The sequence below is a fragment of the Pseudoalteromonas rubra genome (assembly GCF_005886805.2).
In the GTDB taxonomy this organism is placed as follows: domain Bacteria; phylum Pseudomonadota; class Gammaproteobacteria; order Enterobacterales; family Alteromonadaceae; genus Pseudoalteromonas; species Pseudoalteromonas rubra_D.
Window position 1 is genome coordinate 154,230 of record NZ_CP045430.1, and the last position, 15,887, is coordinate 170,116.

General features: G+C 47.2%; 13 protein-coding genes. 4 read left to right on the plus strand and 9 right to left on the minus strand.

Annotation, left to right across the window (positions count from 1 at the left end):
- Positions 1–3 precede the first annotated feature (3 nt).
- The 5 genes from CWC22_RS20180 to CWC22_RS20200 form a co-directional block, all read right to left on the minus strand.
- A complete protein-coding gene (locus CWC22_RS20180) occupies positions 4–2,766 on the minus strand; it encodes an ATP-binding protein (RefSeq protein ID WP_125557211.1) in 2,763 nt (920 codons plus the stop codon).
- A gap of 196 nt (positions 2,767–2,962) precedes the next feature.
- The gene (locus CWC22_RS20185) at positions 2,963–3,853 is read right to left on the minus strand and encodes a cation diffusion facilitator family transporter (protein WP_125557213.1); all 891 of its coding nucleotides are present in this window, start codon (positions 3,851–3,853) and stop codon (positions 2,963–2,965) included.
- Between the two features lie 285 nt (positions 3,854–4,138).
- Positions 4,139–4,915 (minus strand): nuclease-related domain-containing protein, encoded by a 777-nt coding sequence (locus tag CWC22_RS20190; RefSeq protein ID WP_138537955.1) that lies wholly within the window; start codon positions 4,913–4,915, stop codon positions 4,139–4,141.
- 13 nt (positions 4,916–4,928) lie between these two features.
- Positions 4,929–5,918: a WD40 repeat domain-containing protein gene (locus tag CWC22_RS20195; protein WP_138537956.1), complete on the minus strand. Its 990-nt coding sequence runs from the start codon at positions 5,916–5,918 to the stop codon at positions 4,929–4,931.
- Positions 5,919–6,098: 180 nt separating this feature from the next.
- On the minus strand, positions 6,099–7,172 hold the full coding sequence (locus CWC22_RS20200; protein ID WP_138537957.1) for a WD40 repeat domain-containing protein: 1,074 nt from the start codon (positions 7,170–7,172) through the stop codon (positions 6,099–6,101).
- 141 nt (positions 7,173–7,313) lie between these two features.
- Here CWC22_RS20200 and CWC22_RS20205 point away from each other — a divergent pair, with 141 nt between their 5' ends.
- Complete coding sequence (locus tag CWC22_RS20205) at positions 7,314–7,586, plus strand: hypothetical protein (RefSeq protein ID WP_138537958.1); 273 nt, start codon at positions 7,314–7,316, stop codon at positions 7,584–7,586.
- A 237-nt stretch (positions 7,587–7,823) separates the two neighbouring features.
- Here CWC22_RS20205 and CWC22_RS20210 read toward each other — a convergent pair whose 3' ends face one another.
- The 3 genes from CWC22_RS20210 to CWC22_RS20220 form a co-directional block, all read right to left on the minus strand.
- Positions 7,824–9,305, minus strand: a complete 1,482-nt coding sequence (locus tag CWC22_RS20210; protein WP_138537959.1) for a trehalase family glycosidase — start codon at positions 9,303–9,305, stop codon at positions 7,824–7,826.
- A 9-nt stretch (positions 9,306–9,314) separates the two neighbouring features.
- Positions 9,315–10,550 carry an MFS transporter gene (locus CWC22_RS20215; protein ID WP_125557225.1) on the minus strand — a complete coding sequence of 412 codons (1,236 nt, stop codon included), beginning with the start codon at positions 10,548–10,550 and terminating at the stop codon, positions 9,315–9,317.
- Positions 10,551–10,714: 164 nt separating this feature from the next.
- The gene (locus CWC22_RS20220) at positions 10,715–11,719 is read right to left on the minus strand and encodes a LacI family DNA-binding transcriptional regulator (RefSeq protein ID WP_125557227.1); all 1,005 of its coding nucleotides are present in this window, start codon (positions 11,717–11,719) and stop codon (positions 10,715–10,717) included.
- 416 nt (positions 11,720–12,135) lie between these two features.
- Between CWC22_RS20220 and CWC22_RS20225 the strand changes: the two genes are divergently transcribed.
- On the plus strand, positions 12,136–14,337 hold the full coding sequence (locus CWC22_RS20225; RefSeq protein WP_419144629.1) for a TonB-dependent receptor: 2,202 nt from the start codon (positions 12,136–12,138) through the stop codon (positions 14,335–14,337).
- A 292-nt stretch (positions 14,338–14,629) separates the two neighbouring features.
- The gene (locus tag CWC22_RS20230; RefSeq protein ID WP_125557229.1) at positions 14,630–14,821 is read left to right on the plus strand and encodes a hypothetical protein; all 192 of its coding nucleotides are present in this window, start codon (positions 14,630–14,632) and stop codon (positions 14,819–14,821) included.
- A 78-nt stretch (positions 14,822–14,899) separates the two neighbouring features.
- Here the strand turns inward: CWC22_RS20230 and CWC22_RS20235 are convergent, their stop codons facing one another.
- Positions 14,900–15,271 (minus strand): DUF6559 family protein, encoded by a 372-nt coding sequence (locus CWC22_RS20235; RefSeq protein WP_138537960.1) that lies wholly within the window; start codon positions 15,269–15,271, stop codon positions 14,900–14,902.
- A gap of 218 nt (positions 15,272–15,489) precedes the next feature.
- Here CWC22_RS20235 and CWC22_RS20240 point away from each other — a divergent pair, with 218 nt between their 5' ends.
- Entirely contained in the window at positions 15,490–15,864 is a 375-nt protein-coding gene (locus CWC22_RS20240; protein ID WP_125557233.1) for a DUF6072 family protein, read from the plus strand.
- Positions 15,865–15,887: the final 23 nt, after the last annotated feature.

Consider the following 15,887-nt stretch of genomic DNA (forward strand, 5'->3'; position numbering starts at 1 on the left):
TAGTTATGCGCTACGCCATCGAGCCAGGCATTGATACAGGGCATCAGGCTCAATGGGCTTAGAAACAAAGTCATCCATCCCTACCTGCAAACATTTCACTTTGTCCTCATTGAAGGCATTGGCTGTGATGGCAATGATATAAGGTGTACCGTATAGGTCAGGGTTTTGCCGGATCCGACGAGTGCAATCAAATCCATCCATATTCGGCATCTGACAATCCATCAGGATAACGGGCATATGGTTACCCTCTAAGACAGACAGCGCATCCAGGCCGTCATTTGCTTTAGTCAAATTGCAGCCTGTATGTTCCATCAATTTTGCCGCTACGATCTGGTTGATTGGGTTGTCTTCAACCAGTAACACATTCACACCATTCAGATCCGGTGCACTGACATGCTGTTTTTCGTCTTGCTGCGCTTCACCCGGACTGGCAGGCAAAATCACGGTAAACGTGCTGCCTCTGCCGGCCTCACTTTCTAAACTAATTGTCCCCCCCATTGCCTCGGCCAGGCGTTTACATATTGTCAGGCCAAGCCCTGTGCCACCATATTTACGTGTTGTAGAAACATCAGCCTGAATAAACTCTCCGAATAGCTGCTTCTGTTTCTCTTTCGCAATCCCTACTCCGGTGTCAGAGATATCAATATGCAAGGCTTCGTCGACGTAACAGGCACTGAGCTTAATACTACCCTGCTCAGTGAACTTGCCTGCATTACTGAGCAAGTTGTTAATGATTTGCGTCACCCTCAACTCATCCAGCTTGAGGTACTCAGGAATAGAGTCGTTAACCTCATAGCTAAATGTCACCCCAGCCTTCACGCCAGTTTTGCAAAAGGACGTGGTCAGCGAATGTAACATCTTACGAAAGGCAACATCGTGCCTGTCCAGCTCCAGGGCGCCAGCTTCAATTTTGGAGTAATCAAGAATATCGTTCAGGATCAGCAGCAGATTATGCGCAGACTGATAAATGATCTGCAAAGACTCAGCAACCTCTGTGTCATGGGTGTGCCGCTGCATATCTGCGGTCATGCCAATTATCCCATTGAGCGGTGTGCGTATTTCATGACTCATATTGGCCAAAAACAAACTTTTTGCTGAACTCGCTTTATTGGCCCTGTCGAGTGCATCAATTAGCTCTTCAGTTTTCTCCTGCACCTGGCTCTCTAATTGGGCATTAAAGTTGGTGAGCTGAGCATTAAGCGACTGATTTTCCTGATTAGCTTTTTGCAACTTTTTGAAGCTCATAGACAACTTAAACGCCAGCTGGGTAAATTGCTGCTGCAACGTAATCACTTCAAGAAAGGTTGCTTCTTCGCGAGGAGACAAATCATCATTACGACTGGCCGGGTCAAACCCGTTCAGCCGACTACTAAGATCATGCATTGGGTTGATCAGCATACGGGTTAATTTGCTAACCAAAACGCTGCTCAGTGCAATAATAAACAGGGCCAGGAAAAAAGACTGTCCCCAGGCCGATGCAACCGCCATATTGACGTACTTGCGCTCCACCAAACTGATGACCTGCCAGCTGAACTCCTCAGAACGCACGCCACGACGGTAAAACACCTCTTCCGTCTTACCAACATACAGATTCAAATCATCATTGGTCAGCGAATTTAACGTCGCTTCGTCCAGTTCATCGAGCGTATTAAAGTCAGATTTCAGGGAGCTAAATACCACTTTATTTTCGCTATCCAGGATCATCAAGTGTCCCAGGTGCGACAAAATACGAGGAATAAATTGCTCAAATGTATTAAAAAATACGGACCCTTCCACAATCCCGGCAAAGTTCCCTCTCTCATAGATGGGGGCAGAAATAGCGACAATCGAATCATCACCAAACCCCCTACCCCGAAAAATGCCCGACACAAACCCATTGGGATAATACGGTGCCTGAATAAAATACTGACGATCGGATACTGCCGGCACTTCGCCAGCAAGGCTGGTCCTAAGCGTATCGGGGTAAAAGTGTGTAACCAGCCCGGATTCATCCGCGGTGATGGCAGTGCGGATATTCGGATAGGACTCGACCAGACGTGTGATTGTATGCTGTTGATCCAACCCGGCTTCAATATTGTGCGCAGCATCTGCCAAAGCACGGCGATGATTACCAAGAAAGCTGTCTATCCGCTGCGCCGTTGTGTTCGCAACATCACTCAGCTGCGCTCTCACCTCATATTCTATACGTTCATAGTGGCTATTGGTCAGCATAATCGTTGTCACCAGCACCACCAGAATAATAAGGTGACTGATCATGTAATTCAAAATGCGATACAGTGGCTTCGCCTGCCACAATTGTTTGAATAAAAATAATGACAGTAAGTCGACAATAACCAGGCATATAGCGGCATTAATGAAGTACTTGGCCAGCGCCGTCATAATAACCAGTAAGTTGAGGTCAAGGGCAAACTTACCGAACAGGAAGAGTAATGGGATCCCAAACAGCACCCAAAATGCCAGGCCCCGCATAAATAAAGGTTTGTTAGGTCTGACACAAAAGATCTGTAGCCAGGCAATTTCTAACAAAAACACCGTAGAGGGCCAACAGTGTCCCCAGCGGTAAAATATAAAGGCCGCACCAATTGCGACACACAATAAAGCATAGCGCCAGCCCAGCGACATCAATGCAAGAATAACGAACAGCTGACCAAGCAGAAACTCGGAACTATCCAGGAACCATAGGGGCAGAAGGTTAGCAAAGCCACCTAACAACCCGAGCACAACCGCAATCGCGATCTTAGGTAATGCTGTTATTTTCCCGAACAATACTCAGGCTCCTCTTGAACTTAACACCTACAGGAACCTGCACCTCACCTTATGAGTACTACGCAGGCCCTGAGTTTCGATCAGCTATACAAGTTATCACCTACAACACAAAAACCTGTGTTGCTCATTTTGATTAGCTTGCAATTTTTTTACTGATACTGTTAAAAAGTAAAGGAAAAACTGACTTTTGCCAAGTTTAGTGATCCGGACAATCGTGGCTTTCTATTTGCAAAACGCATTGTTTAACCGCATAGGTGTTCATCAACGCACGTTCTACTTCGAGGCGACACGCTTCATCGTGCATTTCAATCGTGCAGTGATGTTTAAGCACAATATGCGCCCCAACGGTTAACTGATTGTCCAGCATAGTGACAGTAATGTTGTGAACACTCTCAACGTGTTCAGTCGACAGGATCAGCTGTTCCAGTTTTTCGACAGCCGGAAGCATTTGTGCTTTTTCCGTAAGACCCTGAATACAGGTATAGATCACTTTAACCCCAGTGAACAAAACAAACACAGATATAAGCATGCTCGAGGCAATATCAATAACCTGCCAGTTGGTCAGGTGGATCAGTACACCCGCAACAAAGGTAGAAATAGTAGAAAGCAAATCAAAAAAAGAGTGCAGAAAAACCGCATAAACATTGATGCTATCTTTACGCCCCTTGTATAACACCCATGCCGAGGCACCATGAAACAAGAACCCGACTGCTGCAATACTCGACATCGCGAAGGCGTTCACATTAAGGTCATGGCCCTCGGCATGATGTCCTAGCCGCTCACCGCCCTCAAGCAAGATAATTGCAGCAATAGATAGATACAGCAGTCCATTAAACAGACCGCCAGTGTACTCTGCCTTTTTATATCCGTCGCTGTAGGTTTTTGCCAACTTGATTGCAACAGACGAGGCGATTAACGCAATGAGCAAAGAGCTATTATGCACAAATAAATGCCCGGCATCGGCTAGCACAGCCAATGAATTGGCATAATAGGCACCTACAACCTGAATAATCATAAAGGTACATGTGAGCGCAAGGGCGATAAGGAGTCGATTACGAGACGCTTGGTGTGTTGTCAGATCGGTCATTCGAGCGGTTTAATGCCTTATAAAATACAGCTGGGGAAATGATAAAGAGTCGCAATTGTACCCTGATTTCAACGGCCGCGCATCAAAAATGTCAGTAGTAATATCAATCTGATTATTTCAATAGCGTATCCTACGTCTACAAATCTCGGCGAAAATAGGTCCAAAATTTAGTAAATGACACTGATCGCGCGAAATATAATCAAAATAAAATGTATTGAAGGCAGTGAGTGGCCAGTCTATTGACTTAGATTAACCTCCATCAGAAGGGCTGACGCAAGATTTTATTCAGGCACTCAATCGCTTATGGCCTTGCCCATAGCTTAAAACAGCCTGCTCAAACAAACTTACTTGCTCATGGCTAAACTGACACCGGGTATACCTGAGTATATCAAGAGAAACTTCACTAACCTTGCAGCAATCTGTCGGCCGGGTTGGGCTAAACTCTGCGTCATCAGGAAACACCGCTAACCAACGTACACCAAAAGGCGTATTCAACACACCAGCCAGTGTCGAGGCACGTTGTGCAGCTGCCGTGAGCGGATTTGCCAGGTAGTGAGTCTTGTTGTTATGCCGACAAGGCCAAACCTGACTGTCTGTTTCAACAGCAATCAACCCACTTTGCTCAACCACCACCACCACAAAAATGCCAAATGGAGACAACACAACACAATCCAAGGACAAAGCTTCGAGCTGTTCCGGATACAAATGACGAGTGAGAATGGTATAGTGTTTTGCGTCCAGCGATGTCGTTAAGCTGCGGTAAACCTGCCATTTCAGCTTATCAGCCTGTGCTTTATTGGCTTCACGTTTGCGCATATAAATGTAACGCGCAGCAGTCCATATAAGATAAACCAAAAAGCACAACGCAATCAGATTAAACGCGGTGAACTCTGGTTGAGATTGCACATCAGGTTGTACCTTAGTCAGAACATCCGCCTGGTGCGACGCGGCATTGGTTATCTGTACATCAGCGCCTTTATCTGGCTCGTTGCCAGAAGTTGGCTCTGCACTCAACACATGAGTGCTGACGATAAACACGCAAACCAAAATCCATCTAACCATACCGCCACCTTTTTTAGCGTTGAGCTAATGCGTTAAGCGTCCAGGCTTCTAAAATACCGTCACTACTTAATGTCAGGAGGGTATCTCTATCCGCCGCATACATATCCACTATGGTCGCCCCATCGTGAACAAAGTTAATTTGCCAGGTACCCAGCTCCTCGCCATTTTTCGCATTCCAGATGGTCAAATGCGATTTTGACGAAGACGTTGCGAGCAGCTCACTCCCTTTAATAAACAGCGCTTTACGAAATACTTTAAAACGCGACATATACTGTAGCTCACTGATACTCTGTCCATCGGTCAGGGATGTAACAACCTGTTCATTCAAAGCATCAGACGCAAACAAGGCAGAGAAGTCATCCCGCACTGCAACACTGGTCACCCGATGATCAAACTCTTTCATAAAAATAGGTTCTGCCGAGCCAAATTTCCACAGTGCCAGTTTGCCATCCTGAGCGCCGGTCACAAAGAGTTCGCCCTTATCATCCCAAAACACATGCTGAACCGGCCGCGAGTGCGGCGCAAAGCGGTTGTTTATCTGAGTATGTAAATCGGCCATATTGATGGTGCCATCCGCCATCGCCACGATGGCTTTATCATTTTTAGGCGATATGGCCATAGCCGTGATCACTGCACCAGGTGTTACTCCACCAAATGCAACTTTGGTCACTAGCTTACCTTTACTCAGTGACCAAAAAGCCAATTCTGACTCACTGGCAATCACTAGCATCTTTAAATCTTCAGACAGCGCTATATCTCGAACAAACTCAGGCGTCTTTTCTTTGGGCACTGAAAACTCGACCTGTTGTGTGGCTACATCCCAAACCTGAATTTGTTTTTGATTGTCAAATGTGACGAGCTTAGTCCCGTCTTTTGAGAAATGGCCTATCGCAATGCCACTGTCATTCAGTCTGCCAACATTACCCTGACTTAGCTGGATTTCCTCATTGCATGCGCTCAACATTATCACACACAATGCCGCCAGCATTACCTTTAACCACATAACTCTACTCGTGACACCACTAAAATCGCCATTATACGTGTATTAATTGAGAGTAAAAAGTACACCTGAAAACGTATACCAAGTTTAACAAGACAGAGGGTAGAAGAAACCCGTTCCTGTTTCTATTACATCTCGATAACACCACACCTGAGCTATCGCCAGCAAGAACCACACCAGCCCTCACTCACGATTTAGTAAGGTACTGATCTGCCACAACTCAACAAAACCGTCACTACTGAGCGTGAGCAGTTCACCTTGAGAATTAGTATGCATATCAAGCACAGTGGCATCGCGACTCTGAGCCTGAATAGCATAAGCGCCAATTTCCTGACCGCTTTGCGCATCCCACAAAGTCCACCAGGCTTTTGTCGATCCCGTTGCCAAATAACGCAGATCTGAACTAAACGCAGCCGCTCTAAACCACCTGAAACGCTCTGGGTAGTGTAAATTAACGTCATATTCGGCATCTGAGTATACGGAGAAAATACGCTGTTCATTGAGTGCATCGGAAGCAAACAGCTGGGTCTGATCCGTACTGTGCGCGATGCTGGTAATTCGGCGGCCAAAATCAAAACGCCGCTTTGTCATCATAGTGCGGGCATCATATAACAGGACCAGGCCATCGTGCCCAGCGCTCAGTATACTTTGGCCTTGCCCACTCATCGCCACATGCGTTACTTTGCTGTCATGGAACCTCGCCGTTTTTACTAACTGATTGTCCAAATCCAGTAAATTAACGGTGCCGTCGTTTAACCCTGCTAATAACAGATTGGGACGACTATATAAGCGTAATGCCGATACCTTTGCCAGCTCAGACGAAGGGTGTACCGCAACTGACCCCAATTGCAGCCCGTGTTCAACATCCCATAGCTCCACCGATTTTCGGTAACCTATTGCTAGTCGCTTATTGTCTTCACTGAGACTAAACGCCAATATTTTACCCTTGGCATTATCGAGCCCGCTAAAGGGGTCAGCCACAGCAAATAAAAGGGTCTGAGTATTGATATGGTATACCGCAAGTTTGTCACCCGGATTGTGTAAAATGGCAAAGTTGCCATCTACTGAAAACTGGCCCTGAACCGCGTTTTGTTGCAAGCTGACGATTTGAGTTTCACTATTTTGAATTGGCGCATCACATCCGGCTAACCCCATCACAGCCATTAAAACTAAACCTATCAAGAGATGTTTTGCCGATTGAGTCACCAGAACCACCGCCTGTTTTTCATGTAATAGAGTGTAATGTACAAATATCACCCAAATGTATACCTTTTGACCTGCTTGCCGTGAACTGGTTCATTAGGCAGCGTCTCTTATTTCCCCTGGCAGCGGAGTATGCTGCCAGTCTTCTCTATCTGGCGCTATACTTAACGTAAGGGGTTCGTTGGGGAGGCCACTATGCCTAGTCCACCAAAACGCGCGGCCAAAGGTCATGTTTCAGACCATGGCGCGGCATTAAATAAAGCGCTCAGTCCTGACAAGCGCAAAAAATTCGCTGAGAAAGCAAACCAGGCCTATGAGAAAAGGCACCCAGAAGGTACCAATATAAAAAAGGACATAGCCAAAAACAAGGCACAAAGGGAGACACGTTCCGTCGTTTATAAGCTGGAGCTGGTGTTATTTGTTATCGTAATTGGCGCCATTATCGTACGTGTTGCTTTTATGGATTGAGTGACCAGTCGCGCTTCGAAAGGTGGTCAATGTAAGAGGTTAAGTTGGCATCTCTGATGGTGTCTGTTGGCTCTATGAGCATATCAATGCGTTTGTATCACCCGTACCACGATTGACGCTTCGATGAATTAAAAATGTGAGGGCTACTGGACTTTAGCAGCTCTCACATTCATTTGGGCCATCATATAGCGATATTAACTAACATCGTTACCGGCCCTCACCTACTCGACGAGGCCTCTACTCTTCCAACAATTGATACAAGCGGCTGGTTACCCCATTCGTCCAGCCAAACCCTTGCTGCACCATGTACTCACCCCCTCCGGCACGCACACCTGGCTCAACCACATTGTATTTTTCGAGTAAACACCCTCGCTGTTCAAAGTCACGCTCCAGCATAACTAACCAACGTCTGGCGACACTGATAGCCAGTTTACTATAACCATAATTCAGCATCCCCTTAACAGCAAACCACTGTAAAGGCGCCCAGCCATTTGGACTATCCCACTGCTGTGCCGTATCAGTGAGAGTAGTCACTAACCCACCCGCTCGAAGAAAACCTTGTTCCAGGCGCTGAACCATAGCTTCAGCCTGGAACTGGCTTGCCAGGCTAAGAAACATAGGCACTACACCGGCCAAAGACATCACCTGACTGCGCGTTTGCAAAGCAATGTGATAATCCATAAACCAACCCTGCTCTTTGTCCCATAAATAGGCCTGGATCAGGCGTTTTCGCTGCTGAACAAGATTCAGGTAATGCGCACTTTGCTGACTATCTCCAAGCGCGGCGTAGCATTCACTGAGCTGCCATTCGAGCTGCTGCAATAAAGCATTTAAGTCAACAGGGATACGTTGCACCGTATTAATGCTGCACAACTGCGCAGGATCATCCAGCCAGCGACTACTGAAATCCCACCCTGACTCACAGGCCGCACGAATATTTCGATAAAAGACTGCACGATGTTCTGGCTCCAGCATGCTGGCAGCCTCAATGTCTTCTTTATAAGACTCAGGACGCGGCTCCGCGCTGTCATCCCAGAAACGGTTCATTACGCCACCACAGGGCATACGTACAACACGCCGGCTTTCAGTCAGCTCATCATTCAGTTTTTCGCTATCCGCCATCCAGAACGCATGTTCTTTTTGCAGTGCATCAGTCACTTTGCTCAACCATGCCTGATCCTGGTGATGCGTCTGCCATAGCAAAGATACCATCAGTGCTGTTACAGGGGGCTGAGAACGGCTGGTGTAATAACTGCGGTTGCCGTTTGGAACGTGACCAATACGCGTTATCAGGCTCACAAAGTTATCAAGCATATTTGACACTTGTTCAGTGTGACCGGCGTCAAGCAGGCCCAGCGCGGTAAAATAGCTATCCCAGTAATAAATTTCATTAAAACGCCCACCAGGTACAGTATAGCTGGCTGGCAAATCCAACAATGAAGAGGCGTTACCTGTTTGCGGTGCGCGTTCAAGGCGCCCCCAAAGCTGGTTAATGTAGTCTTTGACCGACGTTGCGCTCAGCGTAGCGAGCTCAGGCTGCGGTGCAAATTCAAAGTGCCGGGCTACAAAAGCGGCTAAGTCCTGTGGCGATTCTTGATCGTATAATGCGCAAGCCTGTTGCCAGCTAGTTTTAGGGATCGCATCCGCAAACTGTTTGCTGTCAGAAAAAATGCCCTGCGTTTGCACCGCTTTAAACAAGTTTGATTGTTCAAACTGCATCAATAACTCCTAAAGTGCGCAAGCGCTGGCCTGTGCCTGAGCGCGTCGCTTAAACAAAAATAACGTAATGGCAATGCCGCACATGGGGATCAAAGAGAGGTAAAACGCCTGTTGACCACCAATATATTCAAATACAAACCCTGTGATCAGTGAGCCTGTGGTTCCGCCCAGCGCAGAGAACACGACAATCAGGCCTGTCATAGGTGCGTGCTGTCTCTCATCCAGACTGCTCAACATTACCGAGTTAATCACCGGATAAATCGGCGCCATCATCAGTCCAATCAAAGGCATTAAATAAGCAGCCAACGGCGCATCAAACAGGCTGTTTACTTGTTTAGGTTGCAGGTTTTCAGTCATAGGGAGTGTCAGTAGCACCAGTGCTGCCATGCCAATCAGGCAGGCATTCAGTAAGCTGTACCAGTGAATATGCTTAAGTAACTGACCTGCTAACAGACGACCTATTGCCAGGCTGGCGGCGAAGATACTGGTTAACTGAACCGCAATATCCACTGGCAGATTCAGCACCTGGTTATTGAACGTTGGCAACCAGGTACCTACGCCCTGCTCAATCAGCACATATAAAAATGCAGACAACACAAACACCAGCACCAAAGGCTGATAAGCCAGTTTTAGCATACCGACGAACTCGTCTTTTAGCGGCTGCTCTTCACTGAAGTGTGGCTTTTTCATCGGAGCACTGGCAACCAACAATGCCGTTACCAGCGTTAGTGCGCCCAGCAAATAATAGACATTTAGCCAAGCCAGAGAATCAGCCTGCTCACCAATAAATGCCGCGAAGATCCAATACCCACTCAGCACCCCAACCATAAACAAGCCTTCAATGGTGTTAAGTAAGCTTGAATGCCCCTTCGCATCTTCGGTAACCTGGCCTATGAGGGCGTAAACAGTGACTTTAACGATCGCAAACGCACAACCGACACTGGCAAACAAAGCTTTTAGCGCCCAGAAAGCCCCAAGCATGGGTGTCAGTAGGCACATGACTGCAACCAGAAATAACGCCCCTAGCAACGCTAGTCGATAACCAATGCGCGGGATAAACGAGGCAACAAGAAAAGACACGATGGCGATAGGAATGTCTTTAAACCCTTCGAGACTGGCAGCCTGCGCTTTCGATACAGCAAAGGAATTAATCGCCTGTAATATCACAGTGCCAACACTGTTGAGTAAGATCGCAAACAAAAAGTAGCAGGCCGCCATGGCCAGCACGACTCTGGTGTGCTTCATAAGGATACTCTGTAACCATTCAATAACAGTCAGTCTAGCCGCGACCATTTATTTTTGCAATCGTTTGCAATTCTAAAATTAAAAATTTGTGTGGTTTGTTTACAGAGCCCGAACGCACGTTGCAAAAAATATTACTGAGATTAATTCGGCCTAAGTGACAGTCCTTAGCTCGATTGACGCACCACAAGTTCCACGTCAAGCTGCGTAGAATCAGGCTTGTCACCTTTCAATTGCGCTAAAAGTTTATCAACCAGTACCTGCCCGGCCAGGCGGGTGTTCTGCTGTATAGAGGTCAGCGATGGCGAGCTAATGTCCGCCATTGCAATATCATCAAATCCCACCATACGAACGTCGTTTGGAATACTGACATAACGCTCTTTGAGCGCCTTCATTGCCCCCAGAGCCACCATATCACTACATGCAAAGATACCATCAAAGCTTAGCCCTTCTCTCAATAAAGTCTGATTGATAATCTCATAGGCAGCCTGGCTGGTGATGTCGATTTTCAATAAAGAAGCGCTTGCCTGTGGCTCTTTACTCACCTGTTCGCAAAAGCCCCGATACCGCTCAGCCAGCTCGGCATGCGCCGGATCACCCATAAACAGCAAGCGACGAGCGCCCTGCTCCAGTAAATGCTGGGTTGCCATGCAACCGGCCAGGTAGTTGTCACTTCCGACAATCGGGTAGTCCCCCTCCGTCTTGGGGTCTCCCCATACCACCAGCGGCGTGCCGGCACTGGCTGCACGCTCAATACGCGCCTGCTGTTTACCCTGGCCAACCACAATCACCCCATCGGCCCGACGACCATCGATAAAATAACCGTGCCAGTCATCACCTGCCATGTAAGAATTAGAGAGCAGTAGTTCATACCCCTGGCGATTAACCGCCAGATTAATATCGCTCACCACTTTGAGCAAAAACGGGTCATCGATGGACTGCTCGGTCTCAGCATCGAAGTTAATCAGTACCGCTATCACATTGGTTTTTTGCAATCGTAATCGGCTGGCAGCGGCATTCAGACTGAAATTGTGCTTTTTGGCCAGCGCCTGCAGTTTTTTACGGGTTTCTTCCTTGATAAGCGGATTGTTATTCAGTGCACGGGATGCGGTTGACGTAGATACGCCAGCTAATTTTGCCAGATCCGCGAGTTTCATTTTTTTTGACTGCATGTATAACGCACCACCAAAGAACCATTGTAACGAGTTGAATATATTAATTTTAAAGGCAATATCAATGCCCATTAACCGCATTATAGCGCAGCGTTTGCTAACCTGTCTTACCTTTTCTCTTTTTGATTTTTCACTCATCGGTCCAGTTACAGGTTTGCCATCAAGTGCTAAAAAAGTTGCAAACCGGCTATTGCAAACGTTTGCATAACGTTCTATTTTAAAATGACGCCGCGTGCAACCTGAGCGCTGATAAGTTCGAAAGAGCCATTATGAGCACGACAGAGCGGTGCATAACAATAGCAATGAGCACAGCCAAAGCTGTGCAGACACAGACAACACATATGACAACCAAGGGGGCAGTTCCTGTGAACCTAGGCAATAAATACTCTTTAATCGCATCCGCGGTGGCCGCAGCCATGGCCGTATCGGGCGCTGCACAGGCTGAGCAACAAGCCACTAAGCAAGACAAAAAAGTAGAAACCATCATTGTATCCGGTACTCCGGGCGGCGCTGGTATTCGTAAACTGGACGCCAGTTTCGCGGTAACCAACGTAGATGCGATCCAAATTGAACGTTTGGCGCCAAAGAGCACCGCAGATTTACTTAAATCTGTACCTGGTATCTGGGTAGAGAGCTCAGGCGGTGAATCGGGTGCCAACGTTTTTGTCCGGGGTTTTCCGGGCGGCGGAGATGCGCCATTCCTGACCGTTAGCCTGCAAGGTTCACCTATTTACCCTGCTCCCACTTTGTCGTTCCTGGAAAACTCTTCAATTTTCCGTCTAGATGAGACCATTGCCCGTATGGAAGGCCTTCGCGGCGGTCCTAACCCGGTGGTTTCAAACGGTCAACCAGGTTTGACGACCAACTTTCATCTAAAGCGTGGCTCAGAAGAGACCGAAGGCACTGTTAAATATACCACTTCAGATTATGGTTTACAGCGCATCGACGGCGTACTGAGCGGTGAACTGAGCGACGACTTCTATTACATGATTGGTGGCTATGCAAAACGCTCTTCCGGGATCCGCGATGCAGGCTTCACCTCTGAAAAGGGCCACCAGTTCACCATTAACCTGACCAAAGAATTTGATAATGGTGAGTTCAATGTCTATACCCGCCAAACAGACGACACTGGTGCCTGGTACCTGCCAACCCCACTTAATGTAGACGGTGTCGACGCTGGCTTTACGCAATTAGGCACCTTAAATCGTCAGGCCGTGATCCATGTTGCAGGCCAGGATATGGAAGTTGATTTAGGTGAAGGCCGGGGCTGGAAAGGCCATATCTCAGGCGGTAGTCTGAAACTCGAATTACCTAACGGCTGGCAGTTAATTGACCGTTTTAGCCTGACCAACGGTGACGCAAACACCTATGGTTTGGTGCCTGATGGCGCAGCGACAACCCTGGCGAGTGTAGCTGACGATGGCGTCAGTGCAACAGGCTCAGTCACCGGTACAGTTTACGACGGTGATACCATGGTACAAAACTATGGCCGCTGGGTCGTACTCAAAGAAATTGAGGCTTTTACCAATGACTTAGCCATTAGCAAAGAGTTCTCGTCGGTTAACAGTGCCTTTGGTGTTTATACAGCCACTACCTCAGCAAAAGACTGGTGGAGCCTGGGTAATTCCGCCTATCACGTGCTCGCCGCAGGCGGTGAAATGCTCACCGGCATCGAGTGTAATAACAGCGAAGACGGCTGTGGCTTTAATTACGATATCAACAGTACCGGTGATGCAACCACATTGGCGTTTTACACCACACATAGCTATCGCGCAACCGATGCGCTGACCTTAGATCTCGGCCTGCGTAGTGAAAAACACGAAGTAGACTATTCCGTTGATGAAGGCCTGGATGGCACCATCGACAAGTTTGTCACGTACGACGAGCGCAAAACGTCCTGGACTCTGGGTGCCGACTTTAAACTGGATGACCAAAGCGGCGTGTTCGCACGTATGAATAAAGGCTACAAAATGCCTTACTTCGACGATTTCCGCGACAACTATGGCGCTTATCAGGGCGGTGAACGCCTGATCAAAGAAGTAACCCAAGCCGAGATTGGCTACAAATACATGGGTGAAAGCAGCGATGTATTCGCCACACTCTTTGCCAATGAAGTGCAAGGCGATACCTTCGTGCGCAAGCCTGGCGACCCGGCTGAAATCCTGACCAATGAAGCTATGGGTATTGAGGTTGATTACAACTTTAATCATAGCTCTGGTTTTAGCGTCAATATGAATGCCACTTGGCAAAAAACTGAAATCACAGAAAGCCCGGACAATATCGGCAACGAAGCGCAACGTCAGCCTGGCTGGCAAGTACGGGTAACGCCGAGTTACGAGTTTGAACTCGGCGATATGTTTGCCACGGTATACGGCACGATTTCAGCCGTTGACGACCGTTTTGGTAACAATGAAAACACGGTTGTACTGGATGGCTACGAGAAGTTTGATCTGGGCTTCACCCTGGAGCCAACGGAGCAGGTAAAACTGATGGTATCAGTGGATAACCTCACCGATGAACAAGGCATCACCGAGGGTGATCCGCGTAATGCCGACGCCCCCAATGGCCGCTACATTATGCCGCGTAGTGTGAAGCTCAGCGTCAGCTACAGTTTCTAACTAAACTCCCTGAAAATAAGACAGCCCGGGCACTTTGCTTGGGCTTTTTTATTTTTATCACTAAACTCATTAATACAACAATATGATGATGACTCTTTGCGCTGTTTCATGCCAATTTGCTTAATTAAGTGGCCTATTTTGAGGCGAGAAAATAGGGTGATAACAAGGCAAAAATTTTGCTATTTAGTTGTTCTAAATGAGAAATTTTTAACGCTGTTAGCGTCCTATTTGCTCCTTCAAATAGACCAAGTATTAAGTGAAATTGGTATTACTAACAAATGGGGGAAATATCATGAATATTGAAGACGTCCGTGACGGAGAATGGGTGGAGTATCATAAACACCCGGTCGAAGTACTGAGTGTAGACAGGCAACACAGCATGGTATTAATTTACGATGCGCGCTCGCAAAGCAAAGTTGAAGTACACATTGATGAGCTAAAAGATGACCCGCAGTGTCACTGCGACTCATATTTGTATTTTTAATTCAGAGTATCCAAAACAAGGCCTGCCATACACAGTCTTTGGCAGAGCCTGTTTTCTCGAATCAATGTGAACAGATAGCTAACCACAGCCACCATCTCCGCCACCGCCCTCTGCGCCGACACTAAAACCACTATCACTGTATGTGCTGCCAGCATATACAAGCAATGACTCAAAATTAAACCTAGGCCAGTCGTGAAAACAATGCCTGCCCACATCCGCTCGCAATTCAGCATAGCTCAGACCAGTCTGGAGTGCGTCAAAATCAGCCTGAGAACAAAACATTGCATAAGCATAGGCCTGATTATGGTCATGACTAAAAACCTGACTAAACACTTCAGTGACCTGCTCTACAGAGTAATATTCTTGTCTGGTGTAGGATTCAACCAATCGCACAGGCAGCTGGCGTGCAATAGATTTAACCGAATTTTTCTTTTGCCAGAATGAAAACATCTATGTACTCCTTTGAATGTTCCTATTATGGTAAGAGTACCTGAGAAATATCGCAATACCACGCTCCCATTACCTGATCCCTGACTCTTAAAACCCAGCATATCGTCAATCATCAGACGTTAAAAGTGCATCAAAAAAATGATACGCATCGCCTGGCCTGGATTTTTTGCAAAGTATGATTACACTTAATAGTCAATGCGTTAGAAAGGATAATCAAAATGAGCGTCAAACGGACCAACAAAGAAATAGCAAAAGATACAGCATGCCTTGCAGGCGAAGCCCTGTTAACTCCCGGTGTCAGCCTGCTGGCCCAGGGCAAAGGCAAACTGGGTCTGGCGCATGTAGGCGCAGGGCTTGCGGCTAAATTAGCACTGGGCCCGGCCGGAATGCTGTTCGTTGCAGCAAACTCCTATTGCTTAAGTAAAACCGGGCAAAGCTTGTTCACCCAGTTTACCACCAAGAAAGGCGCAGGCGACCAAAGTCTGCGAGAAGACGTGTCACAGGCACTGGATAAAGGCCAACCCATTGAACAAGTAATTGAAAGTGTTATTGAAGATGTAGAAGATATCTATCACGAGAAAAAGTCTTCTTAAGTACGGTCCTTTAAATCGTCAGG